The sequence below is a fragment of the Nocardiopsis oceani genome (assembly GCF_054777395.1).
Window position 1 is genome coordinate 10,566 of the sequence record NZ_BAAHAR010000002.1, and the last position, 21,436, is coordinate 32,001.

The following is a 21,436-nucleotide window of genomic DNA, read 5'->3' on the forward strand; positions in this document are numbered from 1 at the left end:
TACTGGACGCGATGTCTTCGCTCCCTCACCAACAGCCCGGTGACCCCTCGGGTCAGGACGCGCGCGAGGGCCCCTACAGCACCTTCGCCCACCTCAACGCGCCCAACTCCGAGCTCTACCGCGCCGTGATGACGGTGTTCGTCGGCGCCAAGGAACGCTTCCAGGTGCACCTGCGCCCCGAGGAGGTCCACACCGGCCTGCCCGAGGAACTCCGCCCGGCCACCGCGGACCCCGTCGCCGAAGCACTCGTCAAGCTCGCGGGCTGGGGCAACCTGCGCCAGGACCCGGACACCGAACGGGTCACCGCCGTGGAGGACTTCTACCGGCGCCGCCACATCTACCAGCTGACCCGGGCGGGCGAGGCCGCCGAACGGGCGCTGACCGCCTACGACGAGGCGCTGGGCCAGCGCGGCGCCCTCCAGACCGTGGCCCTGGCCGACATCGCCACCCACCTGTGGGCGCTGCACGCACTGGCCGACCAGCCTGAGCCCGACCCTGCCAAGACCCACGCGGCGCTGCTCATGCTGGTCGACCGGTTCACCGACCTCGCCGACAACGCCCGGGCGTTCATGGGCTCGCTCCAGCGCACCATCGACCTGCACGACGCCGACGTCGACGCGTTCCTGGCCTACAAGGACCGGCTCATCTCCTACCTGGAGCGGTTCATCGCCGACCTCATCACGCGGGGCGCCGAGATCGCCCACGTGCTCGGCGAACTCGACCGGGACGGCACCGGCACCGGCCCGGTCGGGCGCCTGCTGCGCACCGCTGCCGAGCGCGAGGCCGCTGACGCCGCACCCGGAGGCCAGGAAGCCGACCGGCAGGGGGCTGACCGGCAGGGGGCTGACCGGCAGGGGACGGGCGGTGAGACGGCCGAGTCCCCAGCAGAGGACCCCCCGCACCTCCAGGAGGCCCTGGCGGTCTGGCGGCGCCGCTGGGAGGGCCTGCGCTCCTGGTTCGTTTCCGAACCCGACCGGCCCGCCCAGTCCCAGCGGCTGCGCGTCAGCGCCCGCAGCTCCATCCCCCAGCTGCTGCGGGTGGTGTCGGTGATCAACGAACGGCGCACCGGCCGCTCCGACCGCTCGGCCGACTTTCGCGCCCTCGCCCGGTGGTTCGCCGACGCCCCCGACGACGATTCCCGGCACCGGCTGTGGCGCACCGCGTTCGGGCTCCACGCCTCCCGCCACCTGACCGTGGACGCCGCCACCCTGGACGCCCGCGACCGGGATCCGGTCCCGCCGCACACCCCCTGGTCGGAAGCCGACCCGCTCACCATCAGTCCCCGCCTGCGCCGTACCGGCAGTTACGAGAGGCGCGGCCGCGCCCGCAAGGTCGTCGACCGCAGCGAGGAACGCCGCTATCTGGCCGAGCTCGCCCGCAAGCAGGCACGGGAGATCGCCGCGGCCCGGGCCCGGCTGGCCACCGACGGCACCGTGCGCCTTTCCGAGCTGGGCGAACTCGACCCCGTCGCCTTCGGCCTGTTCCTGCAACTGCTCGGCGACGCTTTGGCCCGGTGGGGGCACGACACCAGGGAGACCTTCGCGACCAGCAACGACGGGACCATGGAGATCCACCTGAGCGCCCTCGCCGACGGAGAAGAGGCGGGGGAGGCCACCATCCGCACCCCCGGCGGCACGTTCACCGGCCCCGACCACCTGGTGCGCATCATCGACGTGACCGGAGGGCAGGACCGTGGCCGCTAGCGCCTCGCACGACCTCGACCGGGCCCGGATGCACCGCGCAGCCCGGGCCCTGCTGCGCCGCCCGCTCCTGCGCGCCAGCGGAGACGACGCCGACTTCCGCCTGGTGCGCGAGCACGCCGCCCAGCTGCGGGCCTGGTTCGACCGCAACACCGGGTGGGTCCTGCACGTGGACGCAGAGACGGTGCGTCTGCGCAAGGTCCCCGGAAACCCGCACGACCCCTCCCACCCGGCCCGGGAGCAGGGCCGGGGCCGTCTGGCCTTCGACCGGCGGCGCTACGTCCTTCTGTGCCTTTCCCTGGCAGTCCTGGAGCGCGCCGAGGCACAGATCGCCCTCGGCCGCCTGTCGGAGCAGGTCATCCTGGAGGCGGCCGCCCCCGAGTTCGACTTCGCCTTCACCCTCGCCACCCGCGACGAGCGCATGGACCTGGTGGCCGTGGTCCGCCTGCTGCTGAACCTGGGTGTGCTCGCCCGCGTCGCCGGAGACGAAGACGCCTTCGTGCGCTCCACCGGCGACGTCCTCTACGACGTCGACCGCCGAGTCCTGGCCGGGATGCTGGTCGGCGCCCGGGGACCCTCCACCGTCGCCGACACCGGCCCGGAGGAGCGGCTGCGCGCCCTGGCCGAGGACTCCGTCGCCCACCACCTGGACAGCGACGACCTGCGCAACACGGCCATCCGCCACCGCCTCACCCGCCGCCTGCTCGACGACCCCGTCCTCTACTACGACACGCTCACCGAAGCCGAGCGCGCCTACCTCACCAGTCAGCGCGCCGCCCTCACCCGCAGGATCACCGAACTCACCGGGCTGGTCCCCGAGGTGCGCGCCGAGGGTATCGGCATGGTCGACCCCGACGACGACCTCACCGACGTGCGCATGCCCGAACAGGGCACGCAGGGACACGCCACCCTGCTGCTCGCCGAACACCTGGCCGCCGCCCAGGGGCCGGTCACCGTCGAGGCGCTGTGCGACCGGGTGCGCGCACTCGCCGTCGAACACGCCTCCTACTGGTCCAAGGCCGCCCGGGCCCCCGGCAACGAACCCGAACTGGTCGCCCAAGCCCTGGAGCGGCTCCGCGCCCTGGGCCTGGCCGCGCACACCACGGTCGACGGCCGCGCCGCCGTCGTGGGACGCCCCGCCCTGGCCCGGTACGCCGTGGCCGAACCCGTCGTCACCACACCCAAGGGAGGCAACCCGTGACCGCACCGCTGCCCGCAGCCGCACGGCTGCCCGAGCCCGGACGCGAACGCTGGCAGCCCCTCCGGGTGGGCCTGATCGACCTGTTCTACTACGAGAACGAGCAGTTCTGGTTCCGCGACGGCCGACTGCTGCTGCGCGGCAACAACGGCACCGGCAAGTCCAAGGTGCTCGCCCTGACCCTGCCCTTCCTCCTGGACGGCGAACTCTCCGCGCACCGGGTCGAACCCGACGGCGACCCCAAGAAGCGCATGGAGTGGAACCTGCTCCTGGGCGGCGACCACCCGCACGGCGACCGCCTCGGCTACACCTGGATCGAGTTCGGCCGCCGCACCGCCGACGGTGGCACCGAGTTCCGCACTCTGGGCTGTGGCCTCAAGGCCGTCACGGGGCGCGGCATCGCCCGCCACTGGTACTTCTCCACCACTCAGCGCATCGGCGACCCGGACGGGCTCAGTCTGCTCGACGCCACCCGCACCGCCCTGTCCCGGGACCGCCTCGCCGACGCCGTCGAAGGCCACGGCATGGTCTACGACCGCGCCCGCGACTACCGCAGGGCCGTGGACGAGGCCCTGTTCGGACTGGGCGAACAGCGCTACGGGGCCCTCGTGGACCTGCTCGTGCAGCTGCGCCAACCCCAGCTGTCCAAGCGGCCCAGCGAAACCGCCCTCTCCAAGGCGCTCACCGAGTCCCTGCCCCCGGTGGACCAGGCGATCGTCGCCGACGTGGCCGAGGCCTACCGGGAACTGGAAGAGGACGAGACCGAGCTCAACGCCATGGTCGACGCCGAACGCGCCGCCTCCGGCTTCCTCGGCCACTACCGCGACTACGCCCGCGCCGCGGCCCGCCGGGCGGCCCGCCCGCCGCGCACCGAGCACTCCCGCTACGAACGGCTCACCTCCGACCGCAACGAGGCCGCGGCCGCCCACTCCGCCGCCGAGTCCGCACTGACCAGCGTCGACGCCCGCACCGCCGAGCTCGACGAACGCGTGGCCCGGTTGCGCGGGCAGGACCAAACCCTGCGCCGCAGCCCGGAGATGGACAGCGCACGCGACCTGGACAGCGCCCGCATCGAAGCCCAGCAGACCGCGGGCCGAGCCGAGCAGGCTTCGGGCGACGCCGCGCGGGCCGGACAGGACGCGGCCCGCGCAGAGCAGCGCGGCGCCCAGGCACGGGAGCGCCTCGAAAGGGAGGCCGAAGCGCTCAGCTCCGCGCGTTCCGGCGCCGTCCGCGCCGCGGCCAGGGCAGGTGTGGAGGCCGGTCACCGCGACACCGTCGAAAGCCCTCTCGAACGCCCCGCCGACGGAGACCCCGCGAGCGCGGAAGGGGCCGATCCCTCGCTTGCCACCTACGAACAGGCCGCCGAGGCGCTCGTGGAACGGCGCACCCGCGCCCTCGACCACACGGCCTCCCTCCTCACTGCCGCCGAGACCGCGGCGGCGGCGCACCGCACCGCCCTGCAACGGCTGGAGGAGACCGAGGGCGAACTCACCGAACTGGCCGACCGCAGGGCCGCCGCCGAGCAGGAACTGGCCGAGACCGCCGACACCCACGTCCGCGCCGTCCGCGACCACTTCAACGGCTGCTCCGAGCTGCGCCCGGAAGACCCCGAAAGCACCCTCGACCGGGTCGAGGCCTGGGCCGGTGCCCTGGACGGCCCCGACCCGGCGCGGGTGCGCGCCCAGGAAACCGCCCAACTCGTCGAGGCCGACCTGGCCTCCCGCGAAGCGGAACTGGGCCTGGCCCGCACCTCCCTGCACGGCGAGCGCACCGAGCTGGAGGACGAACAACGCCAGCTCGCCGCCGGCGGCCCCGCCGCACCGCCCGCACCCCACACCCGCACCGCCGAGCGCGCCCCCGGGCGCCCCGGCGCACCCCTGTGGAAACTCGTCGACTTCGCCGACCACCTCGACGAGGGCGAGCGTGCACTGCTGGAAGCTGCCCTGGAGGCCTCCGGCCTGCTGGACGCCTGGGTCGGCCCCGACGGCGCCCTCACCGATCCCGACACCCACGACGTGCACGCCGTGCCCGGTTCCCCGGTCACCGGGGAACACCTGGGCACCCTGCTGCACCCGGCGATCGACCCGCAGGACCCCGACGCCCGCGCCGTCGGCCCCGACACCCTGCGAGCCCTCCTGGCCGGGATCGGCGCGGGGCCCGACTCGGCGGCCGCCACCCGGGTCGGCACCGACGGCTCCTTCCGGGTCGGTGCCCTGCGCGGCACCTGGGTCAAGGACACGGCCCGCTACCTCGGAGAGGGCGCCCGCGAACAGGCGCGCCGGGACCGCCTGGCCCGGATCGAACAGGAACTCCGCGAGCTCGCCCACCGGATCGAAGAGACCGAACACGCACTCGAGAACCTGGGACAGCGGCGCCGCACCCTGCGCGCCGAGCTGGCCGCTCTGCCCGACGACACCGCCCTGCGCGCCGCCCACGCCGCCGTCGCCGACACCGTGCGCGCGACGGTCCGCCTCACCCGCCTCCGCGACGAGCGCTCGGACCGCGCCGAACAGACCCGCCGCGACCGCCAAGCCGCCGAACGCGAACTCACCGACACCGCGGCGGAACTGGGCACCCCCGCCACCAACGACGCCCTGGGCGGACACCGCAAGGCCCTCTCCGACTACCAGGTGAGCCTGGCCGGGCTGTGGCCCGCGGTCCGCAACCACACCCATGCCCGCCGCGCACTCGCCGACGAACGGGCCGAAACCGAACGCAGCCGCGAGGTCGCCGCCGACCTCGCCGAACGCGCCGAACAGGCCCGGCTGGAGGCCAGCGCCGCCGACCAGCGCCACACCACGCTCAGCGAGACCGTCGGCGCGGCCGTCGCCGAACTCAACCGCCTGCTCGCCCAGGTGGAAGCGGACCTGGAGTCCTGCCGCACCGAGGAGCGCGACCTCTCCGCCGCCCGCGCCGAAGCCCTGGACCGGCGAGGGCGCGCCGCCGGACGGCTCGAGCGCCTGGACGAGGACATCGAGGACAGCCTGCGCTCCCGCGCCGAGGCGGTCGAGGGCCTGCGCGCCTTCTGCGCCACCGGCCTGCTGGACGTGGCCCTGCCGGGCCTGGAGGCGCCCGACCCCGACCAGCCCTGGGCGGCGGGCCCGGCCGTGCGTCTGGCCCGGGCCGTGGAGCGCGAACTCGACGGCACCGACGATTCCGAGCAGGTCTGGGACCGGCTGCAGAAGAGCCTGTCACAGCACTTCAAGAACCTCCAGGACGCCCTGTCCCGGCACGGGCACGGCGCTTCCTCCTGGCCCGTGGCCGGTGTCATCATCGTCCGCGTCACCTTCCAAGGCCGCGAACAGCCCGTGCCCGAACTCGCCGAAGCACTGGCGGCCGAGGTCGCGGCCCGCCGCGAACTGCTCTCGGCCCGCGAGCGCGAGGTGCTGGAGAACCACCTGCTCACCGAAGTCGCCGGAACGCTGCAGGACCTCATCGGCACCGCCGAGCGCCAGGTGCTCCGCATGAACGCCGAACTGGAGGAGCGGCCCACCAGTACCGGGATGCGGCTGCGCCTGTCCTGGCGGCTGCGCGGGGACGCACCCGAAGGTGTGGCCACCGCACGCGACCGCCTCCTGCGCCAGAGCGCCGACGCCTGGTCGCCCCAGGACCGGACCGCTGTCGGGGACTTCCTGCAACGCCTCATCGAACAGGAGCGGGCCAAGGACCCCACCGGCTCCTGGTTCGACCGGCTCACCCGGGCGCTGGACTACCGTTCCTGGCACCACTTCGCCGTCGAGCGCCACCAGCACGGCAAGTGGAGCAGCGCCACCGGTCCGGCCTCCGGCGGCGAACGCGTACTGTCGGTGTCGGTGCCCCTGTTCGCGGCGGCCTCCTCCTACTACGCGACGGCGGCCAACCCGCACGTGCCCCGGCTCATCACGCTGGACGAGGCGTTCGCCGGGGTGGACGACGACTCCCGTGCCAAGTGTCTGGGGCTGCTGCGCGCCTTCGACCTCGACGTGGCGATGACCAGCGAACGCGAGTGGGGGTGCTACCCGCAGGTGCCCGGGCTGGCCATCGCGCAGCTCTCCCGCGTGGACGGTGTCCGCGCGGTCCTGGTCACCCGCTGGGAGTGGGACGGCCGGGAACGCTTCCTGGCCGCCGATCCGGACGAGGCGGGCGGCGTGGAGTCGCCCGCTCCGGACGGCTCCGGTACCGGCGCGGGGTTGGGGGAGCAGGAGGGTTTGTGGAGCTGAACGGCCCTGACGCTGACCCGGACCCGGTACCGGGGCCGGACCCGCACCGCCTGAAACGGCTGCTCGGTACCCCCGATACCGCCCGGCTCCTGGCGCGGCTCCGCCGCCGGATGGCCGACGGCGCACCCCTGACCGGAGCCCTCACGCTCAGCGGCGTCGCCGAGGGTGAACGCGCGGCCGTGGAGTCCCTGCTCGGCCGCCGCCCCGGTAGGGGGAGCTCACTGCGCGTGCCCTTGGACGACCTGGACGCGGTGCTGCGCTCCAGCGGCGCCAGTCCCGACGGGTTGGCGGCCGCCGTCGTCCAGCTGACCGGTCCGGTCCGGACCCGCAAGGAGGAGGCCGAGGAACGCGAACGCGCCTGGGACACCGCGTTCGCGCCCCTGGAGCGGATCTGCGCGCGGCGGGCAGATCTGGCGGCCTGGTGCGCCGGGGTGCGCGCCGACGGCCGGGTCCGCCGCCTGGAACCCGACCCCGCTGCGGCAGCGGACCTTCTGGAAGCCGTGGCCGCCGCCGTGTCCGCACTCCCCGCCGACGGGGTGGCCCTGAGCGAGTTCGCCGCCCGGGTGCTGGGCGACTCCCACGCCTTGGACGACGACCGGCCCGCCTCCGGCCTGGTCTTGGGCGCGGCCCGCGTCCTGTCCGGCGAACCCGAAGGCAGCGGGGCCGCCTGGCGTCGGCGCGTGTGGGCGAGCGCGGGGGTACTCAAGGACGAGCTGTCCTCCACTGTGCTGGCACTCAACCTGCCCGGCGAGGGCACCACCGCCACGGGTCGGGCTCTGGCGGCCCTGGCCGGGGCGGGCCAACCCGCGGTACTCACGCTTCGCCAGCTGGTCCGGGACCGCCCGCGGCCGGACTGGTCCGGGGTGACCGTTTCGGTGTGCGAGAACCCGGCCGTCCTCTCGGCGGCAGCGGACCGCCTGGGCGCCGACTGCGCCCCGCTGGTGTGCCTGCAGGGGCAGCCGAGCGCGGCAGCGCTGACACTGCTGCGCCAGGCGGCCAGCGGTGGTGCGCGCGTGCGCCTGCACGCCGATTTCGACTGGGGCGGGGTGCGCATCGCCGCGCGCGTGGCCGCACACGTGGACTGGAAGCCGTGGCGGTTCGCGGCCGCCGACTACAGTGCCTCGGTTTCGGAGACGGGGCCCGCGCTCACCGGCAGGCCGTCCCCGACGGGATGGGACCCGGCGCTGGCCGAGGCGATGGCCGAGCGCGGCCGCCGGGTGGAGGAAGAGGCGGTGCTCAAGGACCTGCTCACCGACCTGTCAGTCCGGCCCTGCTGACCCGGACGCGCCCGCTCGCAAACGGAGGGAAAGCGGCGCTGAGTGGCCAGGGGCGGGATTCCCCGGCTACTCGGCGGAAGGCGGGTGGTGGGTGCTCCGGGGCCTGTTCCCGTCCAACAGCCGGGGGCAGACGGCGCCGGGTCCGGCGTCGACCGCGTCCTCCCGGGTGGGCAGCCGACCGAGGGCGGCTGCTCCTCCGCACCGCCGTCCCCGATGATCCGGTTTCGGGCCCAGGACGGGTGGTCTGTGGCTAGCGTAGTCCCATGGTGCACAACACGCTGTCCCCCCAACACCCGGCGGACGCCTCCGGCGCCGCGCTGCGGGCCGCTGCCGAGCGGCTGGACCTGTCCCAGGGCGTCCTCGAAGAGATGGACCGGTACCCCGAGTCGGCGGGGGAGATCCTTCTGGAAGAGGCCGCGGGGCCCGATCCCGCCGGAGGCGCCGAAAAGGCGGTCTCGGTCCTCGACGCACTGATCGAGTACGGCCCGGATACCGAATACCGCCAGTTCGCGGCCATGGAGAAACTGCGGTTCCAGTTCGCCGAGGAAGGCGGCCAGACCCGGGACGGTGCGGAACACGTCATCGCCGATCTCCTCGTGCCGGGGGTCCTCCAGAAAGCCCCCGCCGGCTTGCTGGCCGAGATGCTGGCCGCGCAGGGCCGTTTGGAGCAGGCGCTGACCTGCTACGACATCGCGTCTCAGAAGTACCTGGCGGGCAATGCCAAGGACTTGGACGAGGAGGACCTGGTGTTCGCCTACGCCCTGATCGGCCGGGCCCGGGTCCGTGCGGACCTCGGGTACGCCCCCGACGACTTCGACCGCAGGGTGCACAATCGCGCCGATCCCGCGGAGATGATGGACAGGCTCACACGCGCCGTCGGGTTGTCCCAGAACGAGCCGCAGCCGTCTCTCCCCGCGGAGCTCGGTGGTGCCGACGGGCCGCCTCCTGCCGCGCCTGGGCCGCCTCCCGTGAGTCGGCCCGGACGCCAGCGGGGGCACCAGGTCCTCTGTTCCAGGGAGGACTTCCACCTGGCGAGGGAACGCGCGGTGCTGACCGGAGAGTACGTCGACCAGGGAGCCGACGCCTACTTTCGTGCTGGGGAGCAGGTACTGCGCGAGAAATCGCGTGAGTACCCGGGTGTGGACTGGCGCTTGGCGCTGTTCTCACTCGCGGAGATGGAGGAGTACGCCCGCAGTCGGGGCGGGGAGCCCTCGGACCGCCAGCTCCGTGGTGAGTGGGGTGAGTCCCTGGCCCACGACGACCCGCGGCTGAGGCCGTGGCCGCCCGAACGCAACAAGCCGTGCTGGTGCGCCTCGGGGCGCAAGTACAAGAAGTGCTGCGGGTCCCCGTCCTTGCGTTGACCCCCGCACCGGCCTCCGCGCTGAACGGCCCTCGGCGGTTTCAGACACCGAGGGCCTCCGCCTGGCGCTGCGGTCCCCGGATTGCGTAAAAACGGACTCCGCACCCGGTCTCAGGGCTGACAATGGAGTGTGTGCGTGCCATCGAAGCCTTCTGGGAAGCGGACCTTCTACGCGTGTGGGGACTGGACTCCAGTGCGCCAGCAGCGACGTACTCACGCGAACGGGTCCGTCCCCACCCCTACGCCCTCGACCACGACACGCTGTCCCGTGCGCTGTCCGAGGTGCTCGGCCCGTCCGCGCTGACGGCCGCCGCCCCCTCGGAGGAGGTGCTGCACCTGCCGGGCATCCCCCGGCACCCGGTTCCACCGCCCTGGTTCCCCGCCATGGACGGAGTGCCCGCATACGATCCCGGCCGAGTATCGGTCCGTCCCTGGCGCGTGCCCGCTCTGGACCTGGCCGGAGCCGACGCTCTGGCCCTGCTGCGCGGCGTTCGGGCACACTCGGACAGCGCCTCGCTGCCGCACCTGGCCGCCCTGCTGGACGCCGCCGAGGGCTTGGTCGAAGCGCGCCGGGTCCTGCCGCGCCTGGTGGAGGAGAACGTCCCCTACGGTGACTCGTACACGGCCGTGCGTCCCCGTGCCCGGTGGCGGCCCCTGTTGGACGCTGCGGCCTTCGCCTGGCTGCGCGCCCACGTCGAGGCCCTGCCGCCCGCGGCCCGTGCCCACCACGACCCGGACCTCGACGCACACGGCGCGGGCGCTGACGCGATGGCGTCCGCTCTGGGCACCCTGTGCGCCCTCACCGACCTCGTAGCCCGCGAACACCTGGTCGGCCACGATGTCGCGCTGCCCGAACGCCCGAGCGTCCAGCACCGGTGGTTGGCCGCGCTGGTCAACGCCGACGGCGTTCTGGGCCACTCCGTCCGTTTGCCGACCACCGGTACGCACCCGCTCGCCGAGGAGCTACAGGACTGGTTCGCCGCGGCCCACCAGTTCGCGGGTGCGATTCGTCTCGTCTTCCGTCTGGCCGAACCCGAACCGGCACCCGAACCGGCGGGCGAAGAGTGGGACGTGCACGACGAGTGGCACGCGCACGAAGAGCCGTCCGAACCAGCGCACGACGTGTCGGACGGGGAGAACGGAGCCGGGCTGTACGCACCGGCCGACGACCCCTGGCAGTTGCAGGTCTGGGTCCAGTCCGTGGAGGAGCCTTCCCTCATGGTCCCCCTGAACCAGCTGCGTGCGGGGGAGGGTGTCGACTGGCTGCCCCGCGACGCCGCCGAACCCGTCAACCGGGACCTGGTCCGGGCCGCGCGCGCTTGCCCGTCGCTGGCACGCGCCTTGGCACCCGAGCACCCGGGCACCCTCGAACTGACCCTGGACGAGGCGTGCGACTTCTTGGACCGGCACGCCACCGCCCTGCGTGACGCAGGGTTCGGCGTGCTCCTGCCACCCTGGACCGGCAGCGTCGGGGTGGCGACCCGGCTCGCCCTCTCCGAACACGGTTCCCACCGGGCCGAGGACGGTACGGGCATCGGGCGCACACTGGTCGCCTTCGACTACCGGGCCGCGATCGGCGACGTGGAACTGACCCCCGGCGAGCTGGCCGAACTGGCCCGGCTCAAGCAGCCCCTCGTGCGGCTGCGCGGCGAGTGGGCCCGACTGGACCCGGACCAGCTCCGCCGCGCCGCCGCCTTCCTGTCGGGCAAAAAGAGCGGGACGGTGGGGATGGCCGAGGCCCTGCGGATGGCGGTGCTCCCCGACCCCGCAGCCCCGGAACCGGTCGAGGTCGAAGCGGACGGGGACCTGGGCGCCCTGCTGGCCGGGCGCGCCGAGAAGGTCTTCGCCCCCATGGCCGAACCGCCCGGCCTGGAAGCCGACCTACGCCCCTACCAGCAACGCGGGGCCGCGTGGCTGCGCTACCTCGACGGGCTCGGGCTCGGCGCGGTCCTGGCCGACGACATGGGCTTGGGCAAGACGGTGCAGCTGCTCGCCCTGCTGGCCGACGAACGTACCGGTGAGCGCCGACCGGCGCCCACGCTGCTGGTGTGCCCGACCTCGGTCGTCGGCAACTGGCGCAAGGAGGCCGCCCGGTTCACCCCCAAACTCCGGGTGCACCTGCACCACGGGACCGGGCGGCCCAAGGGGGAGGAGCTGGCGCGGACGGCGTCCGAGACCGACCTGTTCGTGACCACCTACGGGGTGTTGCTGCGCGACGCCGAAGAGCTTTCCGCCCTGACTTGGGCACGGGTGGTCTGCGACGAGGCCCAGAACATCAAGAACTCCCGTACCAAGCAGGCCGGGGCGGCACGCGCCGTCCCCGCGCCCTCGAAGATCGCGCTCACCGGCACCCCGGTGGAGAACCACCTGGGCGAGCTCTGGTCCATCCTGGACTTCGCCAACCCGGGGCTGCTCGGTTCCCGCGAGGCCTTCGAGAAGGGTGTGGCGGCCGACATCCAACGCGACCTCAAAGCGGACTCCGGTCGGTCCGCCACCGCGGACTCCGGTCGGTCCGCCACCGCGCGGCTGCGCCGGGTCACCGACCCGTTCGTGCTGCGCCGCCTCAAGACCGACACCTCCATCATCACCGACCTGCCCGCCAAACACGAGATGCGGACCTGGTGCACGCTCACCCCGGAGCAGGCCTCCCTGTACAAGGCTACCGTCGACGAGATGACCGCGCTCGTCGACGAGGCCACCGGTATCCGGCGCAAGGGCCTGGTCCTGGCGACCATGGCCAAGCTCAAGCAGGTCTGCAACCACCCCGCGCACCTGCTCGGTGACGGTTCCCGGCTGCCGGGGCGTTCGGGCAAGCTGGCCCAACTGGAGCAGCTGCTCACCGAGATGGCGGCCGAGGGCGACAAGGCGCTGTGCTTCACGCAGTACACCGAGTTCGGTTCCCGCCTGGCCCCCTACCTCGAAGGCAGGCTGGACATGCCGGTGCTGTGGCTGCACGGCGGCACCCCGAGGAAGAAGCGCGAGGCCATGGTCGAGCGGTTCCAGACCAGTGCCGAACCGGTGCTGTTCCTGCTCTCCCTGAAGGCGGCGGGGACCGGGCTGAACCTGACCGCCGCCAACCAGGTCGTGCACTTCGACCGGTGGTGGAACCCGGCCGTGGAGGACCAGGCCACCGACCGGGCCTTCCGCATCGGGCAGAAACGCAACGTGCAGGTGCGCAAGATGGTCTGCGTGGGGACCTTGGAGGAGAGGGTCGACGAGATGATCGAACGTAAGAAGAGCCTGGCCGAGGCGGTCGTGGGCTCCGGCGAGGACTGGCTCGGCGACATGAGCGTGGCCGAACTGCGCGACGTCGTGCGCCTGGCGCCGGAAGCGGTGGCCTGATGGGCGCAGGGAACCAGATCTGTACGAGCTGGTGGGCGCACCGGCTCATGGAAGGGATGGCTGACGGCGACCACGTGAGGATGGCCAGGGGCCGCACTTACCTGCGCAAGGGAGCCGTCTCCCAGATCACCGTCGACGTGGACCGGTCCGCGGTCGTGGCCAGCGTGGGGGGCTCGCGGGGGCGTCCCTACCGGGTGTCCGTCGTCTATCAGAAGGTCGAGGACCACCGGTGGGAGCGCATCCTGGACGATCTCTCCCAGGACGCGGATGCCGTGGCCGACCTGCTGTCCGGCGAGATGCCTCCCGACATCGACGAGGTCTTCGCCGACCACGGGGTGCGGCTCTTCCCCGACAGCATCGACGACTTCGGTTTCCGCTGCACCTGCCCGGACTGGGGGAACCCCTGCAAGCACGGCGCGGCCGTACTGTACGCCCTGGCGTCCCTGCTCGACGACGAACCGCTCCTGCTGTTCACGTGGCTGGGGCGGCCCGAGGACGAGGTGGTCAGCGCCCTGGAAGGGGCGGGACGCCAGTCGGGGCCTACGGGTGAGTTGGAGGTCGAAGTGGCGCCGCTGGCCGCGGCCGTCGACGGTTTCTGGGTGCGGAGCGAACCCGCGCGGCTGGCGCCGCAGCGCCCCTTCGACCCGCTCGCGCACTGGGAGGGAGCCACACCGGGTGTGGCCTCCCGGCTGGCACCCGTGTACGAGCGCCTCGGCCGCGGGCCGGTCCGTTGACGGGGGCTGGACCAGTCGGGTGACGGGCGGCTGACGGGCAGCCGGGTCTGAGCATCCGTCACCGCCGGGCGGGGGAAGGTGGATAGCTTTGGACCATGCCAGACCCTGAACCCCGCGAAAACCCTTCACGCATCCCGCTTCCCGCAACGCTCTCCCCGCGGCTGTGGGAGACCGCCCAGACACTGGACCTGCCGGAAGAGCTCCTGCACGACATCCGCGAGTACGACGAGCTGACCGGTGACATCCTCCTGGACGCCGCCGACCACCTGGAGAGCGCCGGCCGCCCCGACCGGGCCCGGCACCTGTTGGAGGCGATCCGGGAGAACCCTCCGGACAACGTGACCGCTCAGTACGCCACCTACTCGCTGATGCTTCTGCTCCGAGCCGCCGGAGAGGAGAAGGCGGCCGACGACCTCGTCGACGAGCTCCTCGACCCCGACCGGCTCGACCCGGTCACGGCGAGCACGGTCGCCGAGGAGTTCGAGAGGGACGGCAAGCTGGAGGAGGCACTGCGCGGCTTCGAGATCGCCGCGAGGGAGCCGCTCACCCTGCCCGCCGACCAGATCGACGGTCTCGGCCCCGCCGCCGTGGTGCCGCTGCTGGGCCGCGCCCGCCTGCGGGACCGGCTCGGTATCCCCGAGGACGGACACGACCGCGCCGCCCTGGTCATGGCGGACAACTTTATCTCCGTGTCGCACCCTCCAGTGGTACAGCGCGTCATCGATAACCTGCGGAAGTCCGGGCCCGCCGCCGAAGTCCGGTCGCGGGCCCTCCACGAGGGCAGCGGACTGCTGGACGACGAGCCGCCTTTCGGCGACCCGTTCACTGCCCAGGCTCCCGAGGTACCAGGGTTCACCGTGGCGTACTCCCGCGCCTCCCTCCCACGCGCACGTGAGCTGGGCATGATCGGCCCGCACATGGCCGAGGCCGATCACTACGCGGAGACCGAGCGCGGGCTGCGCGGGGCGTCCCGCCGCTATCCGGACACCCTCTTCGCGGTGGTGACCGCGGACGCCGACGAAGTCGCGGCCTTCGCCGCGGAACAGGGTCTCGACCCGGCGGAGGAGTCCACCCGCGAGAAGTGGGCCGCGGCGCTCCCGAACGACTCGCCGAGTCGGCTGCCGTGGCCGCCCGAACGCAACAAACCGTGCTGGTGCGCCTCGGGGCGCAAGTACAAGAAGTGCTGCGGGTCCCCGTCCCAGCGCTGACCGACGTTGGGGCGCCGTGTGGGCGCACCGGGGCCCGCCCGGTCGTGCCGTGCCCTCTGGGTGTATGCGTTCAGGACGCGTACCTCAGGTAGACCACCCCGGAGTCGAAGGTGCGGTTCTCGACGAGCCGCAGCTTCCCGGGTCGGTCCAGGCCAGGGAAGAAGGGCAGCCCGTCGCCCAACACGACGGGAAAGACGAACTGCCGGTACTCGTCGACGAGGCCGTGCCGGATGAGCTCCGCCGCCAGGGTGGGCCCGCCGACGTCCATCTCGCCCGGGAGTTCGTCCTTGAGGCGGGCGACCGCTCCCGGCACGTCATCGCCGATGACCCTGTCTGCCCACTCGTGGGATCCCAGGGTCGTGGAGAACACGATCTTCTCCGTCTCCCTCCAGAACCGGGCGAAGTCCGCTTCCACCCGGGGCGTCTGCGGTGTGTCCTGCACGGTCGGCCAGTAGTCGGCCATGAGCTCGAACAGGCGGCGGCCGTACAGGGACGCCGTGATCGCGCGCGACTGCTCGTTGACGAATCCGTGGAGCTCCTCGTCCGGGAACAGCCAGTCCAGGCCGCCGTCGGCGGAGGAGACGTAGCCGTCCACCGAGACGAACATGGAGTAGATGACCTTGGCCATGGGTTCCTCCGGTGCAGATGGTTCTCTTCCGTTCTGCCCGTAAGGACCGATCCCGGGCGCGAAACTCATCGCGAGTTCCACACCCTAGGCAGAGTTCCACACCCTAGGCAGATCGCGGGGCCGCACCTTGGGCTACGGGCCGCCCGGATACCGCCCCCGCCGCCGGTGCAGCCCTATCCCTTGCGGGCCACGCCCCGAAGTCGTCCAGGGGGTCGTGGATGCGACGCGGCGGAACGGTGCGGTCACGAGAACAATCCGCTCAGTGGGGGTGCGGGGAGCCGGGAGCGGAAGGGTGCCGCTCTGACGGCGGGAGAGTGACAGTTTCCGATGTCCTGCGCGTGTTCCCAGGTGATGAGGCCTGCACGTGTTCCGAGGTGAAGAGAATCGTGGGTCTGTCCTCAGATCCTCGGACCAGGGGGCGGATGAGAGGGTTTTCGAGTCCGTGGGCCGGGCTCTTCTGCGGGTGCGGGTGGTTCTCCCCTTTTCCTGCCGCCCGATGGTGGCCGTCTCCGCTGCGCGCCTCAAGGTCGTCGCCATCGAGCGCTTCGCGCGTCATTGGCGCTCCACCTTGACCCGCTTCGCTGCGACGGCGGGTTGGCGGCTATCAGGAACGGGGGAGGTGTGGGCAGGGGCCCAAACGGCCCCGAGGGGCCTGAAAGGCCCAACGGCACGGCCTGGCGGCCGTCAGTTGCCACTTCGCCGGAGCGTTGACGCCTGGCGGTGTCGCGGCCGGTCATGCTCTGCTGCGAACCCCTCGGCCTGGGGGCCGATGCCTGCCCCTGCGCCGGCGCTGTGGCGGTTGGGGGTGTCGCGGCTGGTCATGGTGGGCGGCGGACACCCGGGGGTGGAGGACTCGGTGCCTGGGCATGGGCGTGTTCGGGTAGGGGCCCGGCGGTGACGGGGGTGATTGGTGAGGGTGGGTGGTTACGGGTGTGGGGCTGGGTCCCCGTCCCCATCCCTGTTTCCGGTGCGGCCTCGGGTGCGGCCGGACCACATCCGGCGGTCCTGGCGTACCGACCACCGGTGCTTGACCTGGTTATGGGTCGCACAGAGCGGCTGGATGTTGGCGGCGCTGGTGGTGCCGCCCTGCCAGAACTCCACGATGTGATCGGCCTGGGTCCAGGGCAGCGGTACGTCGCACCCGTACTGCCAGGCGCAGCTGGTGTGCCCGTGGAAAGCAGCCGCCCGGATCTTGGGCGGGGCCAGTCGGCAGGAGCGGCCCACGTCCAGGACCTGGCCGTTCTTCTGCTCGATGACCAGGCGGCGGATCCAGCTCTCACCCAGGAGTTCGCGCACCACCGAGATGGGCACGACCTGCCCGGTCTCCGTGGTGGCCGGACCAGCGTCCTCGGCTTCCTCGTCCCCGGCCAGGCTGGTGGCGGGCACGGTGATGTTGATCAACGCCGTCGCCGTGGTCGGGGTGTCACAACCCTGGTGGGACTGGGCGAAGCCCAACGCGGCCATCAGGGCGTCGTAGGTGCGCTCGTACTTGGACAGCCCGTCCTCGGAGTGGAAGGGCACCTGGTAGTTGTCCAACGCCACCTGGATCCGCAAGGCGTCAGCGGGAGAGCCCCACACCTGGAACAGGAAAGTTTTGTCGAAGGTGGTGACCAGCTGGGCGCCCCGGGCGGCGTGGGCGGCCTCGTGGTCCTTTTCCACCTTGTTCGGGTTGAGCCCCATGCACAGCTGGTGGGCGAAGCGGGTGATCTGGCCCACCGACATGTTCGGGCGCGACTCCTTGAACCCCAGGATCCCGAACTCCATTTTCGCCCGGAACAGCTCCGGGTCGGGGTGGTCACCCTTCTCCCTTTTCTCCACACCCGCGTCGGCGCCCTTGATCACCGCAGCGGCTTCACCCACTGACAGGACCCCGGAGTGCAACGCCTGGATGGTGGGGACCATTTCCTGACGGAATTCGGCGCGCCCGATCAGGGCCAGGTCGTTGGCCTGCCCAGCAGGAATACCGAAGGCGTGGCGCAGCCACGCCTCCAGGCTCTTCTGCCCGCCCTGCTCCAACAGCTGGCCGGTGGCCTCCAGCTGGGCCAGTCGGGCGGCCATGGACACCTTGATCTGGTCGAGTTGTTCCCACACCCGGGTGGCCTGGTCCAACACCTCACCCGCCGCCCCCAGCGGCACGTCGCGGCCGAAGAAGTCGGCGCTCTCTTCCCGGGCAGCGTCCACCGCGACATCCACCGGGGTGTGCCCAGTGGGGGTGGGTGCTTCAGGAGAGATCGTCATTCTTATATTGTAATCGAAAAGGCGCGAGAAAGGGAGTGTTGCCTGCGGCAACTTCAGATCTTTTTCCCCGGGGGTGCGCTCCGGATCCCTTTCCGGTCGCCCTTTTTCCTCCACCCGGAAGTGCCTTTATCTCCCCACTCGACTTGGTGTTTGTCCGAACCTGGAATTCCAGGTCGCTGGTAGGGGATGATCTTGCCCCTGTCTCCATTCTCGACGGCCGAGGGTGGAGACAGGGGCAAGATCATCGGGGAAAAGGCCGCCGAGAGGGGTTCGCCGCGCGCATTGACCGGCCGCGACACCCGAACCGTCAACGCTCTGGCGGTGTGGCAGGTATCGGCCGCCAGGCCGACCGGGGTTGCCCGGCCGCCAGGCCGGGGCCGCTCGGACCTCAACCACCCGTCCCCCTTTCCCGATAGCCGCCAACCTGCCGTCGGAGCGGAGCGGGTCAAGGTGGAGCGCCAATGACGCGCGAAGCGCTCGATGGCGACGACCTTGAGGCGCGTAGCGGAGACGGCCACAATCGGGCGGCGGGAAAGGAGGGAACCCCAACCCGGAAGGCAACCCCTTGCCCACGCCCGAACCGCTAGCCCACGCCCGAAGAGAACGGTGAACGGTGTTGGCCCTTGCCGCCCAGCTCACACCCGGTTCTGCGGGTCGTCGAGCCAGGCGCACTGGGCGCCCGCGGACACGGTGAGACCGAACCGGGTGTGGTCCGGTCGTCCGGTGTCCTGCCACCACCGGTAGGCGGCTTCTAGTTCGGTGAATAGGGAGCGCGGCCCGTGTTGGCGGACCTTGTACCCGCTCTCCTGGTCGCGCGGGTCTATGTGCCAGGACGCCCAGGAGGCGGTCTCGGGATCGACCAGGTAGACGGTGAACCGCTGTTCCGCGCCCTCCGCACCTGCTGCGCCTTCCGCACCTTCCGCGCCCTCCGCCCCCGCCGCGCCGGTCCCGCCCTCATCGTCCCCGGCGAACTCGACCCGGTTCAGCACGGTGGGCATGCGCAGGCCGATGGCGAAGCACGCGTCGAAGTCGTTGATCGGCTCGTCGGGGTGGAGCGCGGTACGCGTGACAGTGGACTCCTGGTCCTCAGGGTGGACGTAGGCCTCCACAGCCCTACCGGGGGTGCGTTGGCCGCGCACCCACATGAATCCCACCTTGCCGTCGAAGCGTCCGTGCGCGGTGCCGTCCGGGCCCACGCGGAGGGCGGCGAGCACCCCGTTGTGGAAGGCGTTGCCCCAGGGGGTGAGGATCTTCCCGCCGGGCCGGGTCTGGGCGATCCAGTGGTAGGGCACGCGTTTGACGGCGGCGGTGCTGATCACCCGGTCGAAAGGGGCGCGTGCGGGCCAGCCCTGGGTGCCGTCCCCGGTGATGACGAGTGGTCCGAACCCCGCGCAGAGCAGCCGTTCGCGGGCCCGTTCGGCGAGGCCAGGGTCTATCTCGACGGTGGTGACTTCTTCGTCGCCGAGCAGGTGGGAGAGGAGGGCGGCGTTGTAGCCGGTGCCGGTTCCGATCTCCAGTACGCGCATCCCGGGGGTCACGTCCAAGCGGCGGAGCATGTCGGCGACGATCGCGGGTTGCGACGCGGAGCTGGTGGGGTAGCCGGAGCCGTCCCCGGTGCCGTCGTCGAGCTGGGTGATGACCGGGATGTCGTCGTAGGCCAGTTCGAACCACCGCTCCTCGTCGTGGACCCGGTTCACGGTGGTGCCGCCCCGGGTGGTGATCCGGTCCGGGAGGAAGCAGTGGCGTTGGACCCGGTGGAAAGCGGAACGCCAGTGCTGCGGCAGGACGCCCTCCCATTCGAGGCGGGCGGCCAGCTTCTCGTGCGGGGGAGTCACTGCTTGTCGTCCCTCTCGTGCTTGCCTCCGCCGGAGCCGCCGATGCTCGTGCTCCGTGGCGGGCTCGGTGGCGGACTGGGGCGGAGGGGGTCCCGCCCGTCGGAGGTGGAGCCGTACTCCTACCTATCGTGCACAGTGCCGCCGAGGGTTCACCGGGGTGTGTTCCGCGAGGTCGAGCCAGGATAGCGGAGTCCAGGGACGCCAGGATCCGCGGTCCTACGGGGAGGGTGCCGGTGCCGGGGTCACCAGTTCGGTGTACCGATCGGCGGAGAGGACGTCGAGCCACAGCACCAGCGGCCGGTCGGGACCGTGATGGTCCGCGGCGGCGGTCACCTCCTTCACAGGACCCTCTCTCCCGAAGGCCGCGAGCTCTCCCGAAGGCCGTGAGCGCCTCCGGGTACACCGTTCCGTGGCCCGCCGCCATGCTCCGGGGTGCGGCGGGCCACGGAAGGTGCTCTTAGGACCAGTCCCGGGTGTCGGTGATGACGTCGGCGTCGGCGGCGATCTCGGGGACCACGTCGACCTTGGAATCGAACCGCAGGGCGGCGCGGATGCGGGAGGACACGTCCTCGGCCACGCGCTCCGGGGCCGCACCGTCCACCGTGGTGACCTCACAGCGCAGTTCGTCGCGGTGATCGGCGCGCCGCACCACGAACCGGAACTTCCCGAGCCCGGGCATGCCGTCCAGGGCGGAGCTGGCCTGCTTCGGGTGCAGGAACATGCCGCGGACCTTCACCGCTTCTCCGGCCCGGCCGAGCACGCCGGCGAGCCGCGGTGCCCCGTCGGTGCCCTCGGAGCCCTCGGAGCCGTCGGACCCCTCAGGACCCTCGACCCAGGCGGAGAGATCGCCGGTACCGAAGCGGACCAGCGGGTACTCCGCGCGCAGCAGGGTCACCACGACCTGCCCCACCGTGCCGTCCCGGACGGGCAGCCCCGAAGACAGGTCGCAGATCTGGACGAGGACACCCTCGGCCAGCCGCAAGCCGGAGCCCGGCGCCGTCTCGTAACCCAGCAGGCCGGTCTCGGCGGTGCCGTAGGACATGCGCACGTCCGCCACCCACGTTTCCAGCTCCGCGCGCAGCGAGTCAGGCAGCGGCTCGGCCGTGACCAGGGCCCGGCGGAGCTGCCAGGACTGGGGGTCGTGGCCGCCTTCGGTGAACCGCTCGCGCAGTGCCTTGAGGTAGCTGGGAAGGCCGGTGTAGGCGGTGACGTCCAGCTCCGCGACCATCCCGGCCTGCAGTTCGAGGTTGCCGATACCGCCCGGTACGACCGTGGCGCCGACGGCGGCGGCGCCCTCCTCGAACATCGCGCCGGCCGGGGACAGGTGGTACCCGAAGCAGTTCAGCAGGGTGTCCCCGGGTTTGAGCCCCAGGGAGCGCAGCGCCTCACTCCAGCGCCACGGGTCCGGCCCGGGCAGCTGTGGTTCGTGCAGCGGGCCGGGCGACTGGAAGATCCGGAGCGGGCGGACGTCGCTCGCCAGGTAGCCCCCGAACGGCGGATCGCTGCGCTGCTGGGCGATCATGTCGTCCTTCGACATGACCGGTAGTGCATCGAGACCGGCCACGCTCCCGACCGCCCCCGGCTCGATGCCCGCCTCGGCGAGCCGCGCGGCGAACCCGGGAACGCGGTCCGCGGCTTCCCGGACCATGGCGGACACCGCGTCGTCCAGGCCGGTGGTGTAGCGGTCCACGGCCTCCTGGAGTGTGTTGCTCACGAT

Annotated in this window: 13 protein-coding genes; 8 read left to right on the forward strand and 5 right to left on the reverse strand. The window is 72.1% G+C overall.

Annotated elements, in window-relative coordinates; all coding sequences use genetic code 11:
* Positions 1-11: 11 nt before the first annotated feature.
* From ACYVDG_RS01155 to ACYVDG_RS01190, 8 genes are all read left to right on the forward strand, one after another.
* Entirely contained in the window at positions 12-1,703 is a 1,692-nt protein-coding gene (locus tag ACYVDG_RS01155; protein WP_460745887.1) for a TIGR02677 family protein, read from the forward strand.
* Complete coding sequence (locus ACYVDG_RS01160) at positions 1,693-2,901, forward strand: TIGR02678 family protein (protein WP_460745889.1); 1,209 nt, start codon at positions 1,693-1,695, stop codon at positions 2,899-2,901. The genes ACYVDG_RS01155 and ACYVDG_RS01160 overlap by 11 nt, the downstream gene beginning before the upstream one ends.
* Entirely contained in the window at positions 2,898-7,097 is a 4,200-nt protein-coding gene (locus tag ACYVDG_RS01165) for a TIGR02680 family protein (protein ID WP_460745891.1), read from the forward strand. Before ACYVDG_RS01160 ends, ACYVDG_RS01165 begins: the two co-directional genes overlap by 4 nt.
* Positions 7,088-8,374, forward strand: a complete 1,287-nt coding sequence (locus tag ACYVDG_RS01170; protein WP_460745893.1) for a TIGR02679 family protein — start codon at positions 7,088-7,090, stop codon at positions 8,372-8,374. The genes ACYVDG_RS01165 and ACYVDG_RS01170 overlap by 10 nt, the downstream gene beginning before the upstream one ends.
* A 263-nt stretch (positions 8,375-8,637) precedes the next feature.
* Positions 8,638-9,735, forward strand: a complete 1,098-nt coding sequence (locus tag ACYVDG_RS01175) for an SEC-C domain-containing protein (RefSeq protein WP_460745894.1) — start codon at positions 8,638-8,640, stop codon at positions 9,733-9,735.
* Positions 9,736-9,857: 122 nt separating this feature from the next.
* Positions 9,858-13,076 (forward strand): SNF2-related protein, encoded by a 3,219-nt coding sequence (locus tag ACYVDG_RS01180; protein WP_460745896.1) that lies wholly within the window; start codon positions 9,858-9,860, stop codon positions 13,074-13,076.
* Positions 13,076-13,810 carry an SWIM zinc finger family protein gene (locus tag ACYVDG_RS01185; protein WP_460745898.1) on the forward strand — a complete coding sequence of 245 codons (735 nt, stop codon included), beginning with the start codon at positions 13,076-13,078 and terminating at the stop codon, positions 13,808-13,810. The genes ACYVDG_RS01180 and ACYVDG_RS01185 overlap by 1 nt, the downstream gene beginning before the upstream one ends.
* Before the next feature lie 95 nt (positions 13,811-13,905).
* Positions 13,906-15,018 (forward strand): SEC-C metal-binding domain-containing protein, encoded by a 1,113-nt coding sequence (locus ACYVDG_RS01190; protein WP_460745900.1) that lies wholly within the window; start codon positions 13,906-13,908, stop codon positions 15,016-15,018.
* A 70-nt stretch (positions 15,019-15,088) separates the two neighbouring features.
* Here ACYVDG_RS01190 and ACYVDG_RS01195 read toward each other — a convergent pair whose 3' ends face one another.
* The 5 genes from ACYVDG_RS01195 to ACYVDG_RS01215 form a co-directional block, all read right to left on the reverse strand.
* Positions 15,089-15,646, reverse strand: coding sequence for a dihydrofolate reductase family protein (locus ACYVDG_RS01195; protein ID WP_460745902.1), 558 nt, complete (start codon positions 15,644-15,646; stop codon positions 15,089-15,091).
* A gap of 924 nt (positions 15,647-16,570) precedes the next feature.
* Complete coding sequence (locus ACYVDG_RS01200; RefSeq protein WP_460745904.1) at positions 16,571-17,884, reverse strand: HNH endonuclease signature motif containing protein; 1,314 nt, start codon at positions 17,882-17,884, stop codon at positions 16,571-16,573.
* Between the two features lie 635 nt (positions 17,885-18,519).
* Positions 18,520-19,719, reverse strand: coding sequence for a methyltransferase domain-containing protein (locus ACYVDG_RS01205; protein ID WP_460745905.1), 1,200 nt, complete (start codon positions 19,717-19,719; stop codon positions 18,520-18,522).
* Between the two features lie 216 nt (positions 19,720-19,935).
* Positions 19,936-20,061, reverse strand: a complete 126-nt coding sequence (locus tag ACYVDG_RS01210; protein ID WP_460745907.1) for a hypothetical protein — start codon at positions 20,059-20,061, stop codon at positions 19,936-19,938.
* A gap of 115 nt (positions 20,062-20,176) precedes the next feature.
* Positions 20,177-21,433, reverse strand: coding sequence for a phenylacetate--CoA ligase family protein (locus ACYVDG_RS01215; protein ID WP_460745909.1), 1,257 nt, complete (start codon positions 21,431-21,433; stop codon positions 20,177-20,179).
* Positions 21,434-21,436 lie beyond the last annotated feature (3 nt).